This window comes from Shewanella sp. HL-SH2, assembly GCF_051164935.1.
Taxonomy (GTDB): domain Bacteria; phylum Pseudomonadota; class Gammaproteobacteria; order Enterobacterales; family Shewanellaceae; genus Shewanella; species Shewanella glacialimarina.
Genome location: NZ_CP195035.1, coordinates 3,250,351 through 3,276,015, shown reverse-complemented (window position 1 = coordinate 3,276,015; position 25,665 = coordinate 3,250,351). Strand labels below are relative to the sequence as shown.

Genomic DNA, 25,665 nt, shown 5'->3' with positions numbered 1-25,665 from the left:
GTTCATTGTTTTCTCATCAAATCGATGTGTCCTGAAAACAAGTTCATAATAGATTTATTACTCTAAATGCACAAGATAGATTTTTTCCACTTTCGCATTAGATTTTTTAATGATTGAGTGTACTGGTTTTGAATTTAAAATGGCCTCTGAGTACCATAATATTAGGTTTTGTTGAGATAACTCATATTTGAGTGAATAAATATTCGGATAAGTTGAATTGTTTTTTAAAAGTAAATGTTAATAGCTTTGATAAAGTGAGCGTTTACCTGAAAAAATAAGCTTTTATTGGGTTATTTTTTTGTAATCTACCATCGTTTTTTATACTTTTGACCGGCAAAGCATAGCGATGAGGCGCTTTTTGAAATTAATATTTAACTAAGCTGCAATTTGTATCATTAAATGCGATGACTTTATCTAATTAAGATTCATTTTTTGGGTTGTTTGAAGGCCAGAAAACATTAAAGAATCTTCATCTAAGTAGGTTAAAACCCAGATAATGCAATTTAACACTGTTATGCTCGAAATAAAGTCTGTTTTTAGCGGGTGAGATGATTCACAACTGCCTTGCTACTCGGTATAGTATGCAAAATTTTGTAAGTAAAGAACGAGTCTTAAAGTGACGTTTAATTGGCCTGTAACAGTGTACTATGAAGACACCGATGCTGGTGGCGTTGTTTATCATTCAAATTACTTAAACTTCTTTGAAAGAGCACGCACCGAATGGCTTAAATCAATGGGTGTTAGCCAAACTAAATTATTGGCTGATGACATTGCTTTTGTTGTAAAACGTGCAGAATTAGATTTTCGCCGCGCGGCAAAGTTTGAACAGGATTTTATAGTTGAATCCTCTATATCGTCATTAAAAAAAGCGTCGTTGGTGTTCCAACAGCGTTTAATTGATGAGCTAGGTGAATGCTATTGTGAGGCAACAGTGATAGTCGCTTGTGTGTCCTTATCAAAAATGCGTCCCATAGCCATCCCAGAATTTATCGTTCAGGAGTTTAAGAGTGCACGCTGATATGTCTTTTATTGGTTTGTTTTTACAAGCCAGTGTGTTGGTAAAGCTAGTTATGTTTACTTTGTTAGGTTTATCTATTGCATCTTGGGCGGTGATCATTCAACGCCGATCAATGCTGAATTCAGCACGGGTAAAATCCGCGCGTTTTGAAGATACCTTTTGGTCCGGTGTCGACTTAAACCGCTTATACAAAGAACTAACCGCCAGAGGCGAAAGCATTGCTGGCCTAGAAGCAATGTTTGTTGCAGGCTTTAAAGAATACTCAAGAGTGATCAAAGTTAACAGTAAGTCACCAGATGCTGTAATGGAAGGCACATCTAGAGCCATGCGCGTGAGTTTGTCACGTGAAATGGAAAAACTGGAAAACAATTTACCTATGCTAGCCACCATCGGTTCAACCAGTCCTTATATTGGATTGTTTGGTACCGTATGGGGAATCATGAACTCGTTTATCGCGTTAGGTACAGTAGAAAACGCCACATTGGCCATGGTTGCACCAGGTATTGCTGAAGCACTGATTGCAACCGCTATGGGTTTATTTGCCGCTATTCCAGCTGTTGTTGCCTATAACCGTTTTGCTACACAAGCTGAAAAGCTAGAGATGGCCTACGCAAACTTTATGGAAGAGTTTTCTAACATTTTACAGCGCCAAGCCTATAGTGAAAAGGAAGCGGTGTAATGTACCAACGTAAGCGTAAACGTCCTATTGCTGAAATTAACGTTGTACCGTATATCGACGTTATGTTGGTGCTATTGATCATTTTTATGGTCACGGCGCCAATTGTTTCTCAGGGTGTTAAAGTTGAATTGCCACAGGGCAAAGCTGAATCATTACCACCAGACAGTAAACCGCCAATCGTAGCCTCTATTGATGCAGCGGGTGAATACTTTTTAAACGTTGGTACTGGTTCTAATAGCGACCCTTTAGACCTGGATGAAATTGCAATTCAGGTTGGCGCTATGATCCAGCTTGAACCGTTACGACCTGTGGTTGTAAAGGCAGACAGAAGTATTGCCTATGAAAATGTTATTCAACTCATGGTGAGCTTGCAACAAGCGGGTGTGCCTGCGGTAGGGTTAATGACTGATTCACCGAAGGAGAAATAGGTGGCTAATCAATCTACTATTAAAATACCGGTAGCGATTTCTGCCGGTATCCACATTGGTGCGATTGTTATTTTAGTGATAGGCGTAAGTTTCGATGATAAGCCTAAAACAATGCCATCTGCACCTAGTGCACCTGCTATTCAAGCTGTGATGGTTGATCAACAAAAAATCACTCAGTATGTAGAAAAGTTAAAGCAACAAAAGCAAGACACTGAAAACAGAGAAAAAGCACGTCAAGCAGAGCTAGAGCGTAAAGCTAACGAAGCCCGCCAACAACGTGAGCAAGAACAGCAAAAAATTAAGAATTTAGAAATCGAACGTAAACAGAAAGAAGTTGAAACACAAAAAGCCAATGATGCCGCTAAAGCTGCTCAAATAAAAGTGCAGCAAGAAAAAGAGCGTGCGAATAAGGCTGAAGCCGTTCGTAAGCAAAAAGAGCAAGAACAAAAAGCGTCGGAACAAGCCGCACAAAAAGCGGCCGAAAAACGTAAGCAAGAAGAAGCCGCAGCGAAACAAGCCGCAGATGAACGTAAGCGTAAAGCTGAAGAAGATGAACGCAAACGTAAATTAGAGGAAGATCGCCAACGCAAAGCGAAAGCCGATGCCGATGCAAAAGCACGTCAAGAGCAAGAAATGACAGACGCACTCGCGGCAGAACAAGCAACATTATCGCAAACGCGAAATAAGCAAGTTATGTCAGAAGTGGATCGATTTAAAGCGATGATCATTGCCACAATTCAACGTAACCTTGTGGTTGACGAATCGATGCGCGGAAAAAGTTGTCGCGTGTTTATCCGATTAGCACAAGATGGTTTTGTGACGTCAAGTCAGACATTAGATGGCGATCAGGTTGTGTGTCGTGCAGCAAAAGCAGCAATTAATAAAGCAGGTCGTTTACCCGTATCTACAGAAGCGGGTGTGTACGATAAATTAAAAGAAATTAACTTAACGGTTTCACCGGAATTTAATTAGTATATTAATGTATTACCGATACAAAATAATGCATTAAAAATGCGAAGGGTATGAAGGAGTCTCATGAATAATTTGGTTAAATGGTTCGCATTGGCATGTGTTGTAATGATAACGCCAGCACGTGCAGCCTTGGATATTGTGATCACCGAAGGTGTTGATCAATCGCGTCCAATCGCTATCGTGCCTTTTGTATGGCAAGGTGAAGGTGCAGCGCCTGCATCTATTTCAGATGTAGTGATGTCTGACTTATCTAGAAGTGGTACTTTTTCACCACTAGATAAACGTGCACTACCACAGTCTAATATTAATACAGTGGCTCAGTTCAACGCTGCTAACTGGGGCAATGTGTCCGCAGATGCACTGGTTATTGGTTCGGTTAAGCCCTACGGCACAGGTCAATTTTTAGTGACTTTTGAACTTATCGACCTGGTAAAAGCACAGCTTCAAGCTGGCAAAGGCCCTGTTAACAATAGCGAACTGGTTTTAGAAAGCCGCGAAACTGTGATTAACGCCAACCAATTTAGACAATACGCCCATCGCATCAGCGATGTGGTATATGAAAAATTAACTGGAATAAGAGGCGCGTTCTTAACTCGAATCGCCTATGTTGTCGTTAAGCAAGGCCAAAAAGCGCCGTATCATTTAATGATCGCCGACTATGATGGTTACAACGAGCAAATGTTATTACGCTCGCCAGAACCATTAATGTCACCAAGCTGGTCACCAGATGGTCGTCGTTTAGCGTATGTGAGTTTTGAAAATCGCAAAGCTGAAATATTTGTTCAAGACATATACACTCAAACTCGTACGCTAGTAAGTAGTTTTGACGGTATAAATGGTGCGCCTTCTTTTTCACCAGACGGTAAAAAGTTAGCCGTGACCTTATCAAAAGATGGTCAGCCAGAAATTTACACAGTGGATATAGCCACAAAAGCAACCAAACGTGTAACAGATCACTACGCCATTGACACAGAGCCTTCATGGTTCCCTGATGGTAAGTCGCTTCTTTTCACGTCTGAACGTGGCGGTAGACCGCAGCTTTACAAAGTGAATTTGGATACAAACAAAGTCAGTCGAATGACTTTTGAAGGCGAATGGAATTTAGGTGGTTCAATTACACCTGATGGTCGCAGCATGATTTTTGTGAATCGTACTAATGGACGTTTCAATATTGCCAGAATGGACTTAGCAACTCGCTTTATGCAGGTGTTATCATCTACTCGATTAGATGAATCTCCAAGTGTTGCACCTAATGGCACTATGGTGATTTATGGTACGACTCACGAAGGTAAACAAGTACTGGCAGCGGTTTCTACCGATGGCCGATTTAAGGCAAGATTGCCTGCTGGACAAGGTGAGGTGAAATCACCAGCCTGGTCCCCATTTCTTTAATATTAAGTATCGATAAGGATTTAACATGGATCTGAATAAGTTGTTCAAAGCTATGATGGTTGCAGTTCCGCTAATGGCACTGGGTGCTTGTAGCTCAACTTCAGACTCTGACACAGATGCTAGCGGTTCTACTTCTGGTTCATCTAGCGAGTATGGTAATGGTGGTATTGAAACTGGTGGTGCTGGTGCAGTATTAAGCCCAGCAGAACAGCAACGTTTGAAAGAGCAAGAATTACGTCGTCAAAACATTATTTACTTCGATTTCGATCGCAGTGAAGTACAAACTGACAATGCTGATATTCTTATGGCACACGGCAATTACTTAGTTGAACACCCAAATGTTCGCGTACTAATTGAAGGCCATGCTGACGAACGTGGTACACCAGAATACAACATCGCACTAGGCGAACGTCGCGCTAAAGCGATTGCTAAATACTTACAAGGTATGGGTGTACAACCTAGCCAAATGAGTATCGTAAGCTACGGTGAAGAAAAGCCTTTAGACTTTTCTCGCACTGACACCGGTTTTGCTCAAAACCGTCGCGGTGTGTTAGTTTACTAAGCGTTATTGAAGAAAGGTCAACCACCTTGGTTGACCCGTTAGGAGATTTACATGAAACATGCCGTATTAGTTGCGGCAATGTTCTTTGGTGCAGGGGCAGCAGTAGCTGCTCCCGCTCCTGTAGAGGATGTTGCTAATGGTTCAAGCGATGATCGTTTAGCACGTGTAGAACGCATCATAAAAGCAAAGCAACAGGGTGAATTTGACATGCAACGTCGACTAGACGCTTTGCAAAGAGAAGTGTTGGATTTACGTGGCATTACTGAGCAACAGAATTACCAGATTAATCAAATGTTGCAACGTCAACGCCAGCTTTACGAAGACATAGCAAACTTATCGACCAAAGCCGCACCAGTAGCAAATGCACCCGCTGCAACAGATGCAGTTAGCGTTGCCGCCTCAAGCTCGACATTAGGTGAAACCGGTAGCTATGAAGCTGCGGTTAACCTAGTGCTTAAAGATCGTAAGTATGATGATGCAATTCCAGCCTTTCGAAGTTTTATAAAACAATATCCACAATCAAGCTATGCTGCTAATGCCAATTACTGGTTAGGTCAGCTATTGTTTAATAAAGGTGAGCATGCAGATGCTAAAGGCGCCTTTAGTGCGGTTGTGAGTCAATTTGCTGATTCAAACAAACGTGGCGATAGTTTAGTTAAGCTAGGTATGATAGCTGAAAAAGAGAGTGACCTTGCCGGAGCAAAAGCACTCTATAATAAAGTATTAAAAGAATACCCTAACAGCGCTTCAGCACGCCTTGCACAGCAGCAGTTATCAGCACTTAATGGCTAATAAAGTCAAAAAGCAGCCTCTTAGTCTGTTTTTCATGCAAACAACCACAAATTAGAAATTTGCGCTTGCATGACAAAATGAAAACGGTATTATAGGCGCCCTCAGAACGGCATAGCCTTTTGGGGGATGTTGAAAGGTAATTTATCTAGATGGGTCGTTAGCTCAGTCGGTAGAGCAGTTGGCTTTTAACCAATTGGTCGAAGGTTCGAATCCTTCACGACCCACCACTTTATTTGAGAGTGGCTAAATAATTGAGAAGTAACATCAAGTTTAAGTAAAACATCGTTGGGTCGTTAGCTCAGTCGGTAGAGCAGTTGGCTTTTAACCAATTGGTCGAAGGTTCGAATCCTTCACGACCCACCACTTTTTAAATAGTGGTTAAAGAATTTAAAGCAATACTAGATGGGTCGTTAGCTCAGTCGGTAGAGCAGTTGGCTTTTAACCAATTGGTCGAAGGTTCGAATCCTTCACGACCCACCACTTTTTAAATAGTGGCTAAAGAATTTAAAGTAGAATCAAGTTTAAATTAATACTAGATGGGTCGTTAGCTCAGTCGGTAGAGCAGTTGGCTTTTAACCAATTGGTCGAAGGTTCGAATCCTTCACGACCCACCACTTTATTTGAGAGTGGTTAAATAATTCACTTACATCGTTGGGTCGTTAGCTCAGTCGGTAGAGCAGTTGGCTTTTAACCAATTGGTCGAAGGTTCGAATCCTTCACGACCCACCACTTTATTTGAGAGTGGCTAAAGAATTTAAAGCAGAATCAAGTTTAAAGTAATACAAGATGGGTCGTTAGCTCAGTCAGTCTTGAAACATAGACAGTTGGCTTTTGTTCCAGTTAACCAATAAGGTTAGCAAAACATCGTTGGGTCGTTAGCTCAGTCGGTAGAGCAGTTGGCTTTTAACCAATTGGTCGAAGGTTCGAATCCTTCACGACCCACCACTTCTTCAATTCTCCGTATTAAATTCCTCCTGTATTTATCAATTGTTTATTAATTTATATCAGCTTTTTATTCTCTTAATAACTATCCGTTGAATCCCCGTTCACTACTTAAAGATCAGCAAAACTAAGATGGGTCGTTAGCTCAGTCATCCTCTCTATTTGGATCAAGTGCTGCAGTTGGCTTTTAAACCATTGGTCGAAGGTTCGAATCCTTCACGACCCACCACTTCTTCAACTATCCGTATTAAATTCCAGTTAATTACTTAAAGATCAGTAAAACCAAGATGGGTCGTTAGCTCAGTCACTCTTTCTCTAAGCGAAGAGCTACATCAAGAGCTGCAGTTGGCTTTTAACCAATTGGTCGAAGGTTCGAATCCTTCACGACCCACCACTTCTTCAACTCTCCGTATTAAATTTCAGTTAACTACTTAAAGATCAGCAAAACCAAGATGGGTCATTAGCTCAGCCACTTCTTCTCTAAGCTAAAAGTTAGATCAAAAGCTGCAGTTGGCTTTTAACCCATTGGTCTAGGGTTCGATCCTTGACGACCCAACACCTCTTTGTTTCTTCCAATACGGCTTATCTAGTTGTTTAAACAAAATGCTTTGGGGTTATGATGTTTAAGTGCCTCTACAAGCAAATATAAACAGCTAGCAGCGTAGATCATTGAGTAGACTCACAAAGTGAGCTTAATTATAAATAAGCCATTTCAGGCTCGCTAACCCACTTTAAATCTATATGCAGAATCCGCATTTTTGTAATAGGTATTTAAAACACAAACCGTATCAATTAGCTCGGCACTTTAAAGCCTACAGATTAAGTCTTGAGGAGATCTGAGGTGTGCTAAGCAACAAAGATTAGAATTTGAAAACGAGGGCAATGTACTGCTGTATATCTCGATAAAATAACCTGATGAACTCGGGATAAGAGATGGAAGTAAAACAGTTAATTATTAAAATTCAGCCAATAAAAAAGCCCATATTAATGGGCTTTTTTAAAACAGATATTAGCTAGTGAAATCGGTTTCTAGTTACCAGAAACGCCGTCTCCGCCGCCACCGCCGCCACCGCCGTTATTTCCACCGGTATTACCGCGGCCTTGGCCTGGGTTTGGTCTATTCGCAGCATTAATCGCATTTGGGTTGCCTGAATTGCCAGCGTTGTTAGTACCCGCAGCAGTCGCTATCTGAGTTGCAGCAGCAACTACACTTGCAGAAACACCATTTGATGCAGCAATTGCAGCAATTAGGTCTGGCGATACGCCAGCTTGTTGAGCCGCAGCAAGAATTTTTGTTTGCGCAGCTTCATCAGCACCAGCAGCTTGAAGTGCGGCTGCTAAAATTGCCTCAGCTTCTTCAGCGGTTGAGTTTGCGAACATCTGTTCTGTGTAGTCGCCAACAGTGCCAGCTTCAACGGCCGCCTGTAAACCAGCGTTAAATTCTTCTAGGCTGGCAGCAGAAACACCGGCAGACAATAGAAGAGAAAGTACAACTGCAGCAGTTTGTAGCTTACGCATCATTGTGTTCCTTACAATTAGTTAAAAATCATTCAGTTTAAGTTCTGTTTCAATTGTACCAGCACTTACTCTGAAAAGTGTATTAAAATTACGTACAGAGTACAAGCCGTTTCCTTGCAGGCCATCAATGTTCAATTGCACACATTGCTGGCTTATTGCTAAGGTTTCTATCTGTGGTGCTATCATTTTAATGCCAATACCGTGACAAATCTGGGTAATGGTTTGAATAAAAAACTGTGTATCTGCTTGTTCTATATCACGTATATAGCTGCCATCAATTTTAATGTAGTCAACATTTAAATTTTTAATATATTGAAACGAGCTTAAGCTTGAACCAAAACGCTCAATGGCGATTTCAATATTTAATGCTTTCGACTGACTAATAAATTGCTTAGTCGACTCCAGTGACAACATGGCCCCAGACTCATTAAATTCACACAACAGCGGCGGCAGTTTCGACTGCAATTGTTTATATGTGTCAAATAGCCATTCAGTAAACCGAGTATTATGCAGTGCATGGTTACTAATGTTGATCGCCACACGAGTATTTTTAACATGATGCAGCTTGTAAAAAATAAAACAAATAACCGTTTGCTCTAATTCTTGCAGTAACCCTAAACGTTCGGCCATAGCAAACACATCAATGGTCGACAGCGTTTCATTGTTGTGCTTAAACCGCACAAAACACTCAACATAAAGCAGCTGATTATGGGTATCTACTACCGGTTGCAGCATTAAATCAAACAGCTTATCTAAAGGGATACACTTAATCGCAAAATCCTGCGGCTTAGTGTGAACAATTTCAGCGTTAAAATATTCAGTAAACTGCTTAAGTATTGCCACCCACTCTTCACGTGAATGGGTTACTGTAGGTGTTGATGTGGTTAATCCCGTTACAGGGGAATCTAAATAACTGTCATGGGTTAACTGGCTATCTAAACGCTGCGCCGCATCAGAAAAGGTTTCACTATACTCAACACTGGTTAATGCATGTTTTGCAAAGCCCTGGCTAAAGCGGTTGGTATTGGCTACCGAAAACGCATCGCCAATTTTACCGTCTAAAATAGACACCAGGTCATGGGTGGTTTGCGACAAAATAGCAAACTCAGACCCCGACACCCTATAAAGGCTTACATCGTTATAAACCGATACCTGATCCGCTAAAATAGTTGCCCCTTCAGTAATGTACGCATCACCGTGGGCATAACCTTCGGTATCGTTAATCAATTGCAGTGAGGTTAACGACACCATGCCAAAATACAAACGGTTACCGTTTTTTTCAGCCTCATGCTTTAACGAGTCAAACGCCTTCATTAAAGCACGTCTATTAGGCAAGCCAGTGTGGCTATCGATATACACTTCTTTTGATAACTTTTCCGCATTCAGTGTTTGCTCTGAAAAAGAGCGCTGAATATTGGTCACCATTTTGTTAATGGCATTCACAACCGTATTTAACTCAGTGGTGAACGGCTTGATAGGGTTTAAATCAAAGCGCTTTTCAATGACCGCTTCAGCCTGTAACTCAATGCGTTTTAACGGCGCAAGTACCGACTTAATAATCAAATAGGCAAACAATAACGCGATAAAAAATTGTATTAGGGTGGTGGTTAACGCATTAACGCTATGGTCCCATAATGTTTTATAAGATGTGCCCGCATGGGACTGCACTTCAAGTGTACCGGCAATGTTCCAGCCGTTGCTCACTTCACTTACCATTAACGGTGGCGTAAGCGGCAATATCGCCATAAACCAGTCAGGGACATTAAAGTTACCTTGCTTATTAAGCCGCTCAAATTTAACGTCACCGTTAATGTCCGTAAACGAAATACGTTGATAATAACCAGAGTCGAAAATGGCATTAGTCATGGTTGCCGCAATCACCATGCCTTCTTCATCCATATAAGGCGATATAGACAAACCTAAACTAATAGCCGCCCCCTGAGCGTGAGATGCTAATTGCTCATTTAAATAACTGCGCATATTAGACACATTATTAAACAGCGACGCACCAAAGCTAAATAAAGACAAGCACGCAATCAATAAATACAACTGCGCCCGTAAAGATATTCCCTTTCTAAACATAATATTTGACCCTGTTAAAGTTATTCACCGTTTTCTATACGCTGCATTAAAACTGACCAATCAGTAGTGCCTTTACTGTCGGGTTTAGCTGAACTTAACCCATGTGCCTTAGCTAACCATAAACCTTGCCCATTAAAGGAATATATGGGTTTTAAATCTGGACGACGATTTGCCGATAACACTTTACGATTAAGATTATCTAACACTAACGGCAAAGACGACGGTGTTTCAAAGTAAATTAGCACCATATGGGGTTCATTGAAGGTTAACGACCGCACATACATCAAACGCAGCTTATTCTCATCCATGCCCATAGCAAGCAAAGTCATATACTTGAAAATGGCATAATCTTCACAGTCGCCAGCGCCAGTCCCTAGGGACTCAATTGGCGTTGCCCAGTAATCTAAGGTATTCCAATGTTTCAAGTCAGACTTAAAATCAATATGCCTATTGGCAAATTCATTGGCCAGTAACAACCTATCGTAATCATCCAGGTCGCTACCTTCATTTATGGTTTCACGCCAGTCATAAAAGTCGCTAAGTTTTTTATCGCCGTAGCCTTGTTTTATGCCAGCAAAAAAATCATCGGTAAATAAACTGTCGCTTAAGGTGGCAAAACACACAGCGGAAAACACCACAGGTATGGCTAACCAATGGCGGTATTTATTCATATTAACAAGCACACTCTTAATACGCGTCATTCCTGCTGTTTATCATTGAATCAATAGGGCGATAATCAACGCTAAATTAACCAATAATCTATCTATTGAGATCAAAGTGACACAAACTTGATGCACATCATAATCTAGTTAAGTTACAAACAAAAATAAAAGAACACGGCACAGGCAAACAAAGTCTTTTATTTGAATGCGTTGCGCTTAACCTCGTCATTCAAAAGTGTTAGCCATTATGCAAGTGAAAAAATCCGTTTACACTAGCTTAAGCCGTTTACATTTAGTCGCTGCATTTCTGAAGCATTAGCCCAGTCACCACAAAGCAGCCAAAAACAAAACATTGGCCAACATAGTATTGTCATAATAGTCAAATAAGCTATATCCAATTAGCGAACATAATCGTTACCGTCGTTAGCAGCCAAAACAACTCTTAAGTAAAAATGCAACTCAGAAACCAAAACGTAACTCATAAACGAAAGCGCACTAGGGTAAAGTGATAGTGATAGTGAAGGTGAAAAGGAAAGTAAAAGTAACAGGGAGGATACAGTGCAAGGTGTTATTACTGACGTGACAAAACGACTAAACGACAAAACCAGCAAGCGTGACTAGTTTCTGATTTTAAATAAAAAAAATAACATGAAAAATTAGAGAAATAAAAAACCGTCAAAAAATAACCCAATGCGTCAAAAAACTGTCATTCACTTAGCATTTACTCTATAATCGCCACCAATTAGAGTGCTGACATAGAAATTAGTAGTAGAAAAGGAAATTTTAAAACAAGGCATGACGCCACAGATAGCTATTTTTTGGGTCAAAATCATACGATTTAGCTCCTTTAGCGTGTCTATGTTCCTCATCCCGTTATTATTTCCCACAGAATTTCCAAACCATCACTTTAGGTGTATTACCTAACTATCGATGTAAGGGACATGTCTACAGCTTAAAACGTTACTTAGCACCTTAGTTAGCACTGTACTTAGCGTTCAAAGTTGGCCTTGTCAACCTTTACGGTAGAGTTATAGCTATAGTCGCTAAGCCAAAAATTTAAAAGTGTCACAGCAATCTGGAAGCTGCAATCTAGTTGCGGTAGCGTGCTTTTTTAGCTAACAGTCAATTATTAAGCTTTTATCTTTAAGTGCTTTATTGGCATCTGCGCTATAAGGTCATAAGTAAGCCTTTGGTGAATACTGGAATTTATTAAACACTAGTGCTCGCTGAAAACCTGTACAGATTTGTTATATAAATTTTTTCTAATGGACTAACTTAAAGCTAGGATAAGATATGATCAAAGTATTATCAGTATTTGGCACCAGACCCGAAGCCATTAAAATGGCTCCTTTGGTTAAAGCGCTTGAAAGCGCCGAAGGCATAAAGGCTAAAGTCTGTGTAACAGCACAACACCGTGAAATGCTGGATCAGGTGTTAAATTTATTCAACATCATCCCAGATTATGACTTAAACATAATGAAGCCAGGTCAAACGCTTTATGATGTCACAACCAATATCCTACTGGGGTTAAAGCCTGTTCTTGAAGAATTTAAGCCAGACATAGTACTTGTGCATGGTGATACCGCAACAACACTATCAACCAGTTTAGCGGCTTATTATCAGCAAATACCCGTAGGCCATGTTGAGGCTGGTTTAAGAACCGGCAATATCTATTCGCCCTGGCCTGAAGAGGGCAATCGCAAATTAACGGGCGCAATAGCCACCTTGCATTTTGCACCCACTCAAGCGTCCTTAGACAACTTGCTTAATGAAGGTATTAATCCAGATCAAATTACCATAACGGGTAATACTGTTATTGACGCACTGTTGATTATTAAAAATAAGCTCGATACAGACGCTAGCCTAAATGAGGCTTTGTCGGCGCAATATCCTGTTATTGATAAAACCAAAAAAATGATTTTGGTTACGGGCCATCGCCGTGAAAGCTTTGGTGGCGGCTTTGAACGCATCTGTGAAGCATTAGTCAACATTGCTGCAAACCACCCAGAATGCCAAATAATCTATCCTGTGCATTTAAATCCTAATGTGCGTGAACCGGTAAATCGTATTTTACAAGGTGTTAATAACGTTCACTTAATCGAACCATTAGACTACCTGCCTTTTGTGTATTTTATGAATCAGGCACACATATTATTAACCGACTCAGGCGGGATACAAGAAGAGGCCCCGTCACTGGGTAAGCCAGTTTTAGTGATGCGCGACACCACTGAACGACCAGAAGCCGTTACAGCAGGCACAGTTAAATTAGTCGGTACAGACAAACAGATAATTATCGATGCAGTTGAAAGCTTGCTAACCAATGAAGCGCAATACAGTGCTATGAGTAAAGCACATAACCCGTATGGCGACGGTAAAGCTTGCCAGCATATTATTGACAAAATTAAGCAACACTTTAGCGAAACATCACCCTCGTAAACACTGGGTTTTTAGCCAGTTTGCATATTGATTAATTAAATTATTTTATAAAACAAATTCGTGTTCAAGGAAGCATCATGTCATTCAAAAAAGTATCAGTTATCGGCCTTGGCTATATTGGCCTACCTACCGCCGCAGTTTTAGCCTCAAGAGGGCTAGAAGTCATTGGTGTTGATATAAATCAACAAGCGGTTGATACCATCAACGAAGGCCGAATTCATATTGTTGAGCCAGATTTAGATATTATTGTACGTGGTGTGGTAACGACAGGTAACTTGCGCGCAACCACTAAGCCAGAACCTGCTGAAGCCTTTATGATTGCCGTGCCAACACCTTTTAAAGAAGGCAATGCACCAGACCTTAAATACATTGAAGCCGCAGCCAAAGCTATTGCGCCAGTGTTAGAAAAAGGCAACTTGGTTATTCTAGAATCTACATCACCAGTAGGTGCAACAGAAAAACTATCAGCCTGGTTAAAAGAAGCGCGCCCAGACTTAACATTCCCACAAGACTTAGGGGACACAGCCGACATTAAAGTGGCGCATTGTCCTGAGCGTGTATTACCTGGTTATGTATTACAGGAACTGGTAGCCAATGACCGCGTAATTGGCGGCATGAGCAAAGCCTGTAGTGAAAGAGCGGTCGAGCTTTACCACACTTTTGTACGTGGTGAATGCATTATCACCAATGCACGTACCGCTGAAATGGCCAAACTGACTGAAAACTCCTTTCGCGACGTTAACATTGCTTTTGCTAATGAATTGTCGGTTATTTGCGACAAGCTAAAAATCAACGTGTGGGAGCTAATCAAACTGGCTAACCGTCATCCACGCGTTAACATCTTAAGCCCAGGCCCAGGTGTTGGTGGCCACTGCATCGCGGTAGACCCATGGTTTATTGTTGATAGCTGCCCAGACGAGGCTAAAATTATTCGCCAGGCCCGCTTAACCAACGACGCCAAACCGTTTTATGTTATCGATCAAATTATTCAAGCCGCAGACCAATTTAAAAAGCCTGTTATTGCCTGCTTAGGCCTTGCCTTTAAAGCTGATATTGACGACTTACGTGAAAGCCCAGCATTACAAATCGTTGAGCATCTAGCAGGTTTAGGTATTGCCGATATATTAGCGGTAGAGCCAAATATTAAAAACTTACCGAATAAGCTGGTGGATAAAAACGTTGAATTAGTCACGCTAGAAACAGCCTTAGAAAAAGCTAATGTTATTGTTGTCTTGGTTGATCATAAGCAGTTTAAAGCAGCGGATAAAAGCCAGTTTGCTAAGAAAGTGATTATTGATACTCGCGGGATTGTTTAAGTTCTATGCGCCTTAATATATATTTAAAGCTTAAAGGGCACTCGTCGTTATTATTAATGTTGAGTGCCTCTATATGTACATTTATGACCAATGTAGTATTAAAAAATTATACATCACCAGAAGTATATAGTAGCTTTGTAATCGTACAAATATTTATTGGTTATGTATTTACGTTAGGTTTTTTAGGTGCTGATAGCGTTCTTTTAAGATTTTCAACTTTAGTTAGAAATAAAATTGAAGTGGATTTTATATTATTATTGCAGTTACTTATCTCATGGGTTTTAGCTTGTTTTTGTTTTGTTTTTTTTGTTGGTGATTATATTGGCTTAAAGTATACCTATTCTATTTACTTTTTAATCTTTATTATCATTTCTTTAGTTTTTTTATGCTCCATTATTACTCGGTTGAAAAGTGAGTTTTTTATTTCTCAGTTTTATTTGAATTCTTGGAAGATAGCATTTTTTTTATTGGTTTTAATAGCTTTTTTTATTGATAGTTATATTGGCGTAGATGCTTTGGTAAACTACGTTGTTATATCCTTTAGTGTATCTTTATTGTTTTGTTTAAAAGACGTTTTTAGATTGTTTACAGATGTTTTAGTAATACCCAATGAGTCCTCTAGTTTTAAAAATATCGTTTTTCAATATTCTTTTTTTATGTCTTTTGTTTTTTTTGCCGTACTGGGGAGTTTTGATAGAGTATTTTTAGAAGGTATATTGACTGATAAAGAATTTTCTGAATATGCTTATCTTATAACTTTGCTGATTTTCCCTCTAGGTATTATTTCTAATTATATTGGTTATAAGGAGTTGGTTTCCTTCAAAGCTGGAAAGGAAATAAATTTGGTAGATTCTTTGAGGCGGATAGTTCTATTTTCATCTATATTATATGTATTTTATAGTGTCATTTTGTACTCGGTAAAAGATTTAATATCACTAGATTTTGATTTTAAAGTTTTTTTTGCTGCATTTATTATAGCTATTTGCAAAGTTCCATATTCATTATTATCATCAATTATGGGTGCGAAATCGAGTTCTAATGATATCCTGAAAATAAATCACATGTCATTAGGTTTGTTAAGTGTTGTTTGTGTAGTTAATTTGTTTTTTAAAAATGTATATTTCTGTATCTATTCAATTTCTTTTGTTTGGATGGTAAGAACCTATTTATATTACTTAAAGTCAAAAAATTATGTTTAGTAAATTAAAATATTATATATTGCTGGAATTGGACATGTGGTTTTTACATTTTTTAAAGTGTATTCCAGGTTTCACTGGTTGTTTTTTGAGGCGTTTTTTTTTCAAGTTAAGTGGGCCTCAAAACTTTATGATATGGGATGGTGTAACCATAGAGTATAGGGGAAATTTACGCCTAGGTAATAATGTAAGTATCAATAGAGGTAGTGTTTTAAACTGTGCAGGAGGTATAGATATTGGTGATAATGTACTTATAGGGCCTCGAGCGCTTATTTATAGTCAAAATCATAATTTTATATCTAGAAGTCTTTTAATAAGTGAACAAGGCTATAGCAGAAGTAAGGTTGTAATAGAATCTGATGTTTGGATCGCTGCTGATGTTAAAATAATGCCTGGCGTCACTATTCAAAAAGGTTCTGTTATAGCTGCTGGTTCAGTAGTTACTAAAAGCACAGATGAATATGGTATTTATGCCGGTGTTCCGGCAAAAAAAATATCAGAGAGACAATAAAATGAAAACAATAATTGTTGTTGCAAAATACTATCCGCCTTTAACTAATGCTAGATCGATACAAGCGAAACTTTTTGTTGATGCACTAACTCTTAAGTATAAAGTTATTTTAATTACAGTAAGAAATGGTGATACTTTCGAAAGTAATAATGAGAATTTAGTCATTATAAGGGTGGGGAAACCGCCTGTTGTTGATAGTTATAAAGTTGGTTTTTTTAAAAAAATAGCTAGAAAATTAATAAAAGAGTTTAAAGTTACGTTTGGGAATGCTTGGTCACGTGAAGTATCGAAGGAGTTAATCAATAATTTACAATATAGTAATAATGTTATCTCCTTGTCAGAGCCATTTGATTCACATTTAGCTGTTTTAGATGTATATAAAAAGCATGATTTTAACTGGTTGTGTTTTTATAGTGATCCATGGCCACACTCAATTATGCCAAAACCCTATAGCAATAGTGCACTACCTTTAATTAGTAAATTACAAGAGTTTAGAAGTAAAAAAGTACTCAATCTTGCAGATGCTGTTTTACTTACAAACAATAAAGCAATGCAATATATTGAGAAGAAACTACAAATAACCTTACAACATAAGTGTAATATTGTAAGGCATCAGATGGCAGACATTGATTTAGACTCGAAATCTGTAGAAGGTGATAGTTATATCGTGCACATAGGGCATTTATCTAAAGAAAGAGTCAATGTTAAATTTTTTCAATGTCTAGTAGATTCACTAGGACATTTAAAGATAGACCGAATTAAACTTGTTGGTAGAGTTTGTGACATGTTTTTAAATGTTATCAAAGAGAATCAATGGGAGGACTATTTTGAATTGGTTGGTGAGGTAGAGCAGAAACAGGCAATTAATATAGCATTCTCAGCAAAAGCTGTTTTGTTAATTGAAGCTGAAATGACAGATTCACCTTTTATCCCTAGCAAACTTGCCGAGTACTTTAATATTCCAATCCCAATTTTATGCTTAACAAACCAGTTTAGTGAATCAAGTGATCTTATAAGTAATATAAATAATGGTGTAGTTGTTACTCATTGTATGGATGATAATGAAATGCTTAAATTGATTGCTTCTCTCAATTCTATAGATATAACTGAAGAGTTATATAGTCGTGCGAAAGGTGTTTTTTCACAACAGGAAGTTATTAAGTCTGTTAGTGAGCTTTTAACATGATCATGCGTTTTTTTTTGTTCTTCATATTTTTTTTGGCCGTATACCTTGAGCCATTAAGTATTTTTGGTGTAAAAGTATCCTTACTCTGGAAGGCTGCACTTTTAGGTGCCATTTTTATTTATTCTATATCTGATTTGAGAATTACAAAGCTAAACTTAATCTCTTATTTATATAGCTTAAAACATATTATTTCGTTCGGCGCTATTCATAGTTTTTTTGAATCATTTATGGAGTTAGTGAAAACCTCTACAATCCCACTGATCCTACACTTTTTCAGTACTTTATATAATAGATCCCCCAAGCAAGCTGAAAGAGTTGTAAATCAGACTATATCTTTTGTTTCAATTAGCTTATTGCTTTTTAATATTCCTTTTGTTTTTGGGTTTTTACCTGAGTTATCCTCTGGTATAGCACTGACTGCTCTTGGTGGCGATGAAACTGGTTACTCTGGCCCCTTTCAAAATGGTCATGCTGCTAGTATCACTATGGGTGCTGTTGGGTTATATTTTCTTTATAAGATTACAGTTCAAAAAGATAAAGTAATGAAGTATCTCTATTGTATTCTACTTGTTTTCGCTTTATTTATCATTTTCAAAACTCTAGTTAGAACTGGACTGTTGATGATTTTAATAGGTCTATTAACTTTCTTATATTCATTTTATGGGATTAGATGGTTTATTAAGTTTACACCCTTTTTAATATTAATAATTTTGGTTTTAACTTTAGTTGTGTCTAATAACGAAGCTATTATGCTCAGACTCTTTGATGGAAGTGTCTATGAAAGGGAGCATGAGCATTGGTTTTACAATGTTGGTTCTGGCAGGCTGTGGATGGGGTGGACAAACCTTGTTTATTGGTTTGATTCTGGGTTGTTCGGTTGGGTGTTTGGTACGGGTATAGGACCTTCTAAAGATAATATGGAAGCTGTAGTGGGGATCCGAGTTTTTTCCCATAACGGTTTTGTTGATGCTTTAACTCATAATGGGTTAATTGGTTTATATCTATATATTATGATTTTAAGTTTAAGTTATAAGTTGATTCGTAATTGTAAGGGCCACAATAAAAATATGTTTGCCCTTGCTGTTTCAATGTTTGTTTCTTATTTACTTTTTGTTTTATTTCAAGGCGGAAGTCGGTTTTTCTTGGACGTTTTGTTTGTTTTATCAATTTTGCAATTGAAATATTGCGGTATTTCAAATACAGGGAAATTTCAATGAAGGTTTTAGTTGTCGGAACAGATTTGACTAGTAATGGTGGTATAGCTAGTGTTGTTAAGACCTTTTATAAGGAATCTAAAAATCATTGTGTCGAGTATAAACTATTAAAAACAACTGGCTATAAACATGGTAGCAAGCTTAATAATTTGATTGTTTTCATAAAAGCGATAGTCATATTTCTTTGTAGCGTTAAGTCAATTGATGCTGTTCATTTACAAGGGTCTTCTCACGGTAGTTTTTATCGAAAATCTATTTTTTTGATTCTCTGTAAAATATTGGGTAAGCCTGTAATTTGGAATTTTCATGCTAGCAGGTTCGAAGAGTTTTTCCTCACTAAATTAGGGTTGAGAAAGGAACTAGTAAGGTTTCTTTTAAATAAGGCTGATTTTGTTATTGTATTAAGTGCCAAACTTAAAGCTGAGCTATCCAACTACTACACTCTTGATAATGTAATTGTTCTCAGAAATCCTGTTGACCCTGTTAGTTATAGCAGAGATAAACTAATAAGAAGTACTGCTTATTTAAAAGTTATTTTTTTAGGGTTTTTCATAAAGAATAAAGGTATTTTAGATTTAATTGAGGCAGCAAAGGTTTTAGCGAATGATAATATTGAGTTTTCATTTGCCGGTGCTGGTGAATTACAACATGTAATTGATGAAGCATCAAATAATACACGCCTTAATGTTATTAATTTAGGGTGGTTAGATTCAGAAGATAAATATAAAGCGATATCAGATTCTGATGTACTTATTCTTCCTTCTTACAGGGAAGGGATGCCAATAGTGATATTGGAGGCTATGTCTATAGGCGTTCCGGTCATTGCAACTAATATTGCAGCAATACCGGAATTAATTGATGACAATAAAAATGGCTTATTATACGAACCAGGTGATCTAGATGGTTTGGTTAATTGCATTTGTAGAATGAAAGATGCAGATCTTCGTCAGAAATTCAGCAATTTATCATCAAAAAAGGTGGAAAATTACTACCCTGATGCTGTTTTTAAAGATTTGAAGAAAATTTATAAGGAAATTGTACATTGAAACAAGTTACCCAAACACTTAGAACCGGCGTAGTTGAAGTTAATGAAGTGCCAGTTCCAACATTAACCGATGCTTTTGTGCTGGTTCGTAATACAGCTTCCGTCATCAGTGCTGGTACTGAAAAAACTAAAATTGATATGGGCAAAAAGAATTTATTTCAAAAAGCCAAAGCACGCCCTGATTTAGTTAAACAAGTGTTACAAAAAATACAAACTGAAGGGTTAAAAAAGACCTTTCAAACAGTGAAGTCTCGTTTAGATTCTCCATCACCATTAGGCTATAGCTGTGCTGGTGTTGTGGTTGCCGCAGGCGGTTTGGTTGAAGGCATACAACCAGGTGACCGAGTTGCGTGTGGTGGTGCTGATTATGCTAACCATGCAGAATTTGTGACCATTCCTAAAAACTTAGTGGTTAAAATTCCTGAAAATGTTACCGATGAAGAAGCTGCGTTTACTACCGTTGGCTCTATTGCGGTACAAGGCGTTCGTTTAGCTGAACCTAGGTTAGGCGAAACCTTTTTAGTTTTAGGTTTAGGCTTGCTTGGCCAAATAGCCGTACAGCTGTTACGTGCCAATGGCTGTAACGTTATTGCCACCGATTTAGACGCTAGCCTAGTTAAGCAGGCTGAAGGGTTTGGTGCTATCGGTGCAGGGCCTGGAACCGATGTTGAGTCACTATGTAAGCAATTAACCGCAGGGCATGGTGTAGATGGTGTACTGGTTTGTGCTGGTACATCGAGTAATCAACCGATTGAATTGTGCGGTGCTGTTACCCGTGAAAAAGGCCGTGTGGTGGTTGTTGGTGCTGTGCGTATGGATATTCCGCGTGAAGATTACTTTAAAAAAGAAATCAGTGTGGTGATTTCTCGTTCATATGGACCTGGCCGATATGATCCATTTTATGAAGAAAACGGCAATGATTACCCGCTTGGCTATGTACGCTTTACCGAACAACGTAATATGCAGACTTTTTTAGAGTTAGTCAGCCAAGGTAAAGTTAATGTTAAGTCACTTATTACTCACCGCTTTATGGTGGATCAAGCCGCACTAGCGTATCAGTTAATTGAAGGGGCAAAAACCGAACCGTATTTAGGTATTGTGATGCAATATGCCGCCAATACTGATGTTTTAAATAATGCGACGCGTATTGCTACGAGTACTAAAGCAATTAACAAAGATAAATTGGGCATTTCATTTTTTGGTGCGGGTAATTATGCCACCGCAAGTTTGCTGCCTCCTTTAGTTGATAAACAAAATGTCGAATTTCGAGGTTTAGTTACCGCAAGTGGCAGAACCGCTCAAGGGGTTGCTAAGCAGTTTGGTTTTGTGTTTTGTGCCGCTGAGTTCAATGAAATTTTAACGGATGATACTGATGCAATTATGGTGACTACACGCCATGATACTCATGCATCATCTGTAGTGGCTGCTATCAATGCAAATAAACATGTTTATGTTGAAAAGCCAATCGCGCTAACTGTAGAAGAGTTGAGCCTTATCCAAAGGGCTAAAATGTCTAATGATAATAGCCAGGTTATGGTCGGCTTCAACCGTCGTTTTGCACCTTCAACACAAGATGTTATCGCCCATTTTTCTGGGGTACAAGCGCCTTTAGTCGTGAATATTCGCGTTAACTCTGGCAGCATTCCGGCGGATCATTGGATTCAAGATGTTAAAACAGGTGGTGGCCGAGTGATAGGTGAAGGTTGTCATTTCGTTGATTTAGCGTCAGCGCTTGTAGGAAGTAATCCTAAAACGGTATCAGCTATAGGTACTTCAAAACCGAATAAATCTGCATTGCTTAACGATAATGTTGTTATTAGTTTAACGTTCGAAAATGGATCTATAGCAACCATTATTTATACCGCTGATGGCGCTAAGGCGATGCAGAAAGAATATATTGAAGTATTTGGCGGTGGCCGAAGTGCTGTGATTAATGATTTTAAAGAAGCGGTTTTATATTCTGGCGACGCAAAGCAAGAAGTCAAAAAACAAGTCGCACAAGACAAGGGTCAAAAGGCGATGTTAAATGCTTGGTTGGCAGGCTTAACTTCAGGTCAGCCCTGTGTAAGTTACCAATGTTTAATGAGTAACAGCTTGGCAACTATTTTAGCTGTTGAATCGTTAGCCGTTGGCACAACATTGAACGTTGACTTATCTATTCTTGAGCAAGAATAACGGGCTTGCCCGTTTTAAATTATGAAGATAAAAACGATAAATACTGCGATTTTAACCGATGCGCAGAACAACAACTATGCAGGCCAAGATCCTTTTGATGGTTTAAACAGTGCATTTTTTAACTTAGTGCCGAGTTTAAAAAAAGGGTTATTTGGGCTGGCGTGGATACAAGTTCACAAACGTTTGCCTATTAATTTACGGCCACTGTTTGGTATTCCTAAAATGCGTAATCCGAAGGGGATAGGGCTGTTTATTTTAGGTTTGCTTGACGATTACCAAGCCACGGGGCAGGCTAATTTTTTACAAGAAGCAACAGCGTTGGCTGATTGGTTGTTAACTCAACAAAGTGATAAAGCCCTATGGCAGCACAGTTGCTGGGGTTATCATTTTGATTGGAATGCGCGTGCTTTTTTTGTGCCCAAAGGCAAACCGAATGTGATCACCACTATTTATGTCGCTCAAGCTTTATATGCATTAAGTGAAGTGACCGGTGACAATAAGTATCGTGAGCCTGCGCTAGATTCGGCACATTTTATTGTAAAAACGCTTTATAGCGAGCTTGAGGGGCGCAAATTTTTTGCTTATATTCCCGGCGAAACGGCGTTTGTGCATAATGCCAGTTTATGGGGTGCGGCCTGGGTTGCTAAGGTTGCGGTATTAACCAATAACGATAGCTACAAGCAATTAGCGTTGAATGCCGCAAGGCAGTCGGTGTCTGAACAAGGGGCTAATGGGTCTTGGGTTTATGGTGCTCGCCATCATCATCAATTTATTGATGGTTTTCACACAGGTTATAATCTTGAAGCACTTAGAATGCTGAGTGATGCGTTAATGGTTGATGAGTTTGAATCTGCAATTGACCTTGGGTTTACCTATTATAAAACCCATTTATTTGAACAAGATGGCACGGCTAAATATTACAATACCAATCGTTACCCACTTGATATGCATAGCGTGTCGCAGGCTATTTTTACTTTGCTTAAAGTCGGTAAAACTGAAGCTGACTTTGCGATGGCAGAAAAAGTGATTGAGCGGGCGATTGAAGCCTTATATTTACCAAAGCAGCAAAGGTTTATTTATCAAAAAAATAAACACTTTAGCAATAAGATTAACTATGTTCGCTGGACTCAAGCATGGGTTTATTATTCATTTGCTTATTTTAATCGATGTAAAGCTCAAGATTTAGCATTTCAACAAAGCCAAACGGAAACGGAAAAGACCCATTTATGAAACGTATTGAATTACTCAAGTCGCCAATGGATATTGCGACCATGGCTGAAACTGTCAATTCTATTGAAGCTAAAATAGACAAAGGCGAATTTTTACAGCATGTCGTCGTTAATGTTGCCAAAATTGTGCATATGCAAAAAGATCCTATTTTAGCTGCGTCAGTCAACGCCTGTGATGTGATTAACATTGACGGTATGGGGGTTGTATTTGGTGCGAGATTTTTAGGCCATGATGTGCCCGAGCGTGTTGCCGGTGTTGACTTGTTTCATGAATTGCTAAAGATGAGCGCGAAACGCGGGTTTCCTGTTTTTCTGTTGGGGGCAACAGAGGATGTGGTGATAAAAACGACTGAAAAAGTTCAACTTCTTTATCCAAATTTGAAGGTGGCTGGCTTCAACGATGGTTACTTCTGGGACAATGAAGAAGCCGTGGTTAATAAGATCCGTGAATCAGGCGCTAAGTTATTGTTTGTTGCTATTACCTCACCTAAAAAAGAAAACTTTATTAATAAGTGGCAAGACAAATTAGGTGTCGACTTTGTTATGGGTGTAGGTGGCACATTTGATGTGGTTGCAGGCAAAGTGAAGCGGGCGCCAGTGTGGATGCAAAAGTACGGTTTAGAGTGGTTTTATCGTGTTATGCAAGAACCAGGAAGAATGTGGAAGCGCTATTTTGTCACTAATTCTGTTTTTCTTTATTTGCTTTTAAAAGAAAAGCTTTTTTCAAGTCACAAGCTTTAGTTTTATTAGTGAATATTTATTAAAATTTAGGTAAATGATATGGATAGCCCTTCTAACTTTCAGTTTGTTGATTCCAAAGCGAGTTTTCTTTTTCGTATGGTTGATATTTCATTAATAATATTTTCTTTATTCATTATTACCTACTGCTATGGGGTGCTTTTCGATAAAGACTACCTATTAGTGCTTGCAGGGTTACTGCTGCTATTTAGTTATATTAGTGAGTCATTCGGGTTATATCGGTCGTGGCGATTAGGTAAGTTTTCCAACATGTGTCGCCTATTGGTTATGATTGTGACCATATGCTTTGTGTTAATTGTGACTACGCTGTTTTTTTTCAAATATGCCGAGCTGTATTCACGGGTGGTAATGGTGGGTTGGTACGTGCTGTCGGTCATCTTATTATTAAGCTGGCGCTTTTGTGTGCGTGAAATAAAACGGATTAGACGGGTTAAAGGTTACAATGTCGATAAGGTAGCCATTATTGGCTTAACCGATATGGGGATGAGCTTATATGAAGAAATTTGGAAACACGACGAACTTGGCTTTGATTGTGTCGGTTTTTTTGATGATAGAGACCCTAGCCGGATTGAAAGCCACGAGCCTAAGTTAATAGAAGGCAATATTAATCATGCGATTGAATTAGCTAAAAATGGCGACATTCAAAAGTTATATATTTGTTTGCCTTTATTAGCAGAAAAGCGTATTGCCGAAATTATAGAGCAATTGGGTAATACCACGGTTGATGTGCTAATTACCCCTGACTTTTTAATTAAAAACCTGATGCATGCGCGTATTGGCAACGTGGGTGATGTTGATACCATTAGTGTGTTTGAGTCGCCGGTAAATGGCATGAAGCGTTTTTATAAACGCAGTTTTGATGTGGTATTCAGCTTTTTCGCCATTATTACTATATCGCCTGTGTTATTAGCTGTGTCTATTGCGGTGTTTGTTACCTCACCAGGGCCGGTGTTATTTAAGCAAGACAGATACGGCTTAGATGGTCGTAAAATTAAAGTGTGGAAGTTTAGGTCGATGACGGTGACTGAAAATGCCGATATTGTCACCCAGGCCAGTAAAGGTGATGCCCGTATTACAAGAGTAGGCGCGTTTATTCGCCGCACCTCATTAGATGAATTGCCACAGTTTTTTAATGTGTTATTGGGCGATATGTCGGTGGTTGGCCCAAGGCCTCATGCGGTATCGCATAATGAGCAATATCGTAAATTGGTAAGTTATTATATGCTGCGCCACAAGGTGCTACCCGGCATTACTGGTTGGGCGCAAGTGAACGGTTGGCGCGGTGAAACCGACACATTAGATAAGATGGAAATGCGCATTGAATATGACCTTGCTTATATTCGTAACTGGACCCTGTGGTGGGACGTTAGAATTGTGTTTATGACTTTATTTAAGGGCTTTGTCGGCAAGAATGTTTATTAGATAGTCACTACTTTTTAGATAGTGTTAGCTCGATTGCTTAATCCCCTTGTTTGACAGAGGTTTCGATAACGAGTTTTGGCAATAAGTTTTGATGAATAATTTTAAGTAGAATAAGCAGTTATAGGTGCG

At 38.9% G+C, this 25,665-nt stretch carries 21 protein-coding genes and 8 tRNA genes; 26 read left to right on the top strand and 3 right to left on the bottom strand.

Annotated features, from left to right (window positions below; genetic code table 11):
- Positions 1–616: 616 nt before the first annotated feature.
- The 15 genes from ybgC (at position 617) to ACRWP9_RS14195 (ending at position 7,179) form a co-directional block, all read left to right on the top strand.
- A complete protein-coding gene (gene ybgC / locus ACRWP9_RS14265; RefSeq protein WP_226414763.1) occupies positions 617–1,018 on the top strand; it encodes a tol-pal system-associated acyl-CoA thioesterase in 402 nt (133 codons plus the stop codon).
- Complete coding sequence (gene tolQ, locus ACRWP9_RS14260; protein ID WP_226414766.1) at positions 1,008–1,697, top strand: protein TolQ; 690 nt, start codon at positions 1,008–1,010, stop codon at positions 1,695–1,697. Before ybgC ends, tolQ begins: the two co-directional genes overlap by 11 nt.
- Complete coding sequence (tolR, locus tag ACRWP9_RS14255; RefSeq protein ID WP_434926553.1) at positions 1,697–2,125, top strand: protein TolR; 429 nt, start codon at positions 1,697–1,699, stop codon at positions 2,123–2,125. Before tolQ ends, tolR begins: the two co-directional genes overlap by 1 nt.
- Positions 2,126–3,097 carry a cell envelope integrity protein TolA gene (gene tolA, locus ACRWP9_RS14250; protein ID WP_434926552.1) on the top strand — a complete coding sequence of 324 codons (972 nt, stop codon included), beginning with the start codon at positions 2,126–2,128 and terminating at the stop codon, positions 3,095–3,097. It begins immediately after the preceding gene.
- Positions 3,098–3,160: 63 nt separating this feature from the next.
- Complete coding sequence (tolB, locus tag ACRWP9_RS14245; protein ID WP_434926551.1) at positions 3,161–4,489, top strand: Tol-Pal system beta propeller repeat protein TolB; 1,329 nt, start codon at positions 3,161–3,163, stop codon at positions 4,487–4,489.
- Positions 4,490–4,514: 25 nt separating this feature from the next.
- Positions 4,515–5,051: a peptidoglycan-associated lipoprotein Pal gene (gene pal / locus ACRWP9_RS14240; protein ID WP_434926550.1), complete on the top strand. Its 537-nt coding sequence runs from the start codon at positions 4,515–4,517 to the stop codon at positions 5,049–5,051.
- A 51-nt stretch (positions 5,052–5,102) separates the two neighbouring features.
- Entirely contained in the window at positions 5,103–5,843 is a 741-nt protein-coding gene (gene ybgF, locus ACRWP9_RS14235; protein WP_226414781.1) for a tol-pal system protein YbgF, read from the top strand.
- 151 nt (positions 5,844–5,994) lie between these two features.
- Positions 5,995–6,070, top strand: a tRNA-Lys gene (locus ACRWP9_RS14230).
- Between the two features lie 60 nt (positions 6,071–6,130).
- Positions 6,131–6,206: transfer RNA gene (locus tag ACRWP9_RS14225), tRNA-Lys, on the top strand.
- A gap of 41 nt (positions 6,207–6,247) precedes the next feature.
- A tRNA-Lys gene (locus tag ACRWP9_RS14220) sits at positions 6,248–6,323 on the top strand.
- Between the two features lie 58 nt (positions 6,324–6,381).
- A tRNA-Lys gene (locus tag ACRWP9_RS14215) sits at positions 6,382–6,457 on the top strand.
- A 39-nt stretch (positions 6,458–6,496) separates the two neighbouring features.
- Positions 6,497–6,572 (top strand) — tRNA-Lys (locus ACRWP9_RS14210).
- Between the two features lie 140 nt (positions 6,573–6,712).
- A tRNA-Lys gene (locus ACRWP9_RS14205) sits at positions 6,713–6,788 on the top strand.
- Positions 6,789–6,919: 131 nt separating this feature from the next.
- A tRNA-OTHER gene (locus tag ACRWP9_RS14200) sits at positions 6,920–7,014 on the top strand.
- Positions 7,015–7,074: 60 nt separating this feature from the next.
- Positions 7,075–7,179, top strand: a tRNA-Lys gene (locus tag ACRWP9_RS14195).
- A 635-nt stretch (positions 7,180–7,814) separates the two neighbouring features.
- Here the strand turns inward: ACRWP9_RS14195 and ACRWP9_RS14190 are convergent.
- The 3 genes from ACRWP9_RS14190 to ACRWP9_RS14180 are packed head-to-tail and all read right to left on the bottom strand — an operon-like array spanning position 7,815 to position 11,086.
- Positions 7,815–8,306, bottom strand: a complete 492-nt coding sequence (locus ACRWP9_RS14190) for a hypothetical protein (protein ID WP_434926549.1) — start codon at positions 8,304–8,306, stop codon at positions 7,815–7,817.
- 18 nt (positions 8,307–8,324) lie between these two features.
- Positions 8,325–10,385: a bifunctional diguanylate cyclase/phosphodiesterase gene (locus ACRWP9_RS14185; RefSeq protein WP_434926548.1), complete on the bottom strand. Its 2,061-nt coding sequence runs from the start codon at positions 10,383–10,385 to the stop codon at positions 8,325–8,327.
- A gap of 20 nt (positions 10,386–10,405) precedes the next feature.
- A complete protein-coding gene (locus ACRWP9_RS14180; protein ID WP_434926547.1) occupies positions 10,406–11,086 on the bottom strand; it encodes a transglutaminase-like cysteine peptidase in 681 nt (226 codons plus the stop codon).
- A 1,254-nt stretch (positions 11,087–12,340) separates the two neighbouring features.
- On the opposite strand from ACRWP9_RS14180, the gene wecB reads away from it, so the two are divergent.
- The 11 genes from wecB (at position 12,341) to ACRWP9_RS14125 (ending at position 25,536) form a co-directional block, all read left to right on the top strand.
- Positions 12,341–13,483, top strand: a complete 1,143-nt coding sequence (gene wecB, locus ACRWP9_RS14175) for a non-hydrolyzing UDP-N-acetylglucosamine 2-epimerase (protein WP_434926546.1) — start codon at positions 12,341–12,343, stop codon at positions 13,481–13,483.
- Between the two features lie 77 nt (positions 13,484–13,560).
- Positions 13,561–14,799: a UDP-N-acetyl-D-mannosamine dehydrogenase gene (gene wecC, locus ACRWP9_RS14170; RefSeq protein ID WP_434926545.1), complete on the top strand. Its 1,239-nt coding sequence runs from the start codon at positions 13,561–13,563 to the stop codon at positions 14,797–14,799.
- Between the two features lie 83 nt (positions 14,800–14,882).
- Positions 14,883–15,998 (top strand): hypothetical protein, encoded by a 1,116-nt coding sequence (locus ACRWP9_RS14165; protein WP_434926544.1) that lies wholly within the window; start codon positions 14,883–14,885, stop codon positions 15,996–15,998.
- Positions 15,991–16,506: an acyltransferase gene (locus ACRWP9_RS14160; RefSeq protein WP_434926543.1), complete on the top strand. Its 516-nt coding sequence runs from the start codon at positions 15,991–15,993 to the stop codon at positions 16,504–16,506. The genes ACRWP9_RS14165 and ACRWP9_RS14160 overlap by 8 nt, the downstream gene beginning before the upstream one ends.
- Position 16,507: 1 nt before the next feature.
- Positions 16,508–17,692, top strand: coding sequence for a hypothetical protein (locus ACRWP9_RS14155; RefSeq protein WP_434926542.1), 1,185 nt, complete (start codon positions 16,508–16,510; stop codon positions 17,690–17,692).
- Entirely contained in the window at positions 17,689–18,909 is a 1,221-nt protein-coding gene (locus ACRWP9_RS14150; RefSeq protein ID WP_434926541.1) for a hypothetical protein, read from the top strand. Before ACRWP9_RS14155 ends, ACRWP9_RS14150 begins: the two co-directional genes overlap by 4 nt.
- A complete protein-coding gene (locus ACRWP9_RS14145; RefSeq protein WP_434926540.1) occupies positions 18,906–19,952 on the top strand; it encodes a glycosyltransferase family 4 protein in 1,047 nt (348 codons plus the stop codon). Before ACRWP9_RS14150 ends, ACRWP9_RS14145 begins: the two co-directional genes overlap by 4 nt.
- Positions 19,949–22,126: a bi-domain-containing oxidoreductase gene (locus ACRWP9_RS14140; RefSeq protein ID WP_434926539.1), complete on the top strand. Its 2,178-nt coding sequence runs from the start codon at positions 19,949–19,951 to the stop codon at positions 22,124–22,126. Before ACRWP9_RS14145 ends, ACRWP9_RS14140 begins: the two co-directional genes overlap by 4 nt.
- A 21-nt stretch (positions 22,127–22,147) precedes the next feature.
- Complete coding sequence (locus ACRWP9_RS14135) at positions 22,148–23,356, top strand: aspartate-semialdehyde dehydrogenase (RefSeq protein ID WP_434926538.1); 1,209 nt, start codon at positions 22,148–22,150, stop codon at positions 23,354–23,356.
- Positions 23,353–24,096, top strand: coding sequence for a WecB/TagA/CpsF family glycosyltransferase (locus ACRWP9_RS14130; protein WP_434926537.1), 744 nt, complete (start codon positions 23,353–23,355; stop codon positions 24,094–24,096). Before ACRWP9_RS14135 ends, ACRWP9_RS14130 begins: the two co-directional genes overlap by 4 nt.
- A gap of 39 nt (positions 24,097–24,135) precedes the next feature.
- Complete coding sequence (locus ACRWP9_RS14125) at positions 24,136–25,536, top strand: undecaprenyl-phosphate glucose phosphotransferase (RefSeq protein WP_434926536.1); 1,401 nt, start codon at positions 24,136–24,138, stop codon at positions 25,534–25,536.
- Positions 25,537–25,665 lie beyond the last annotated feature (129 nt).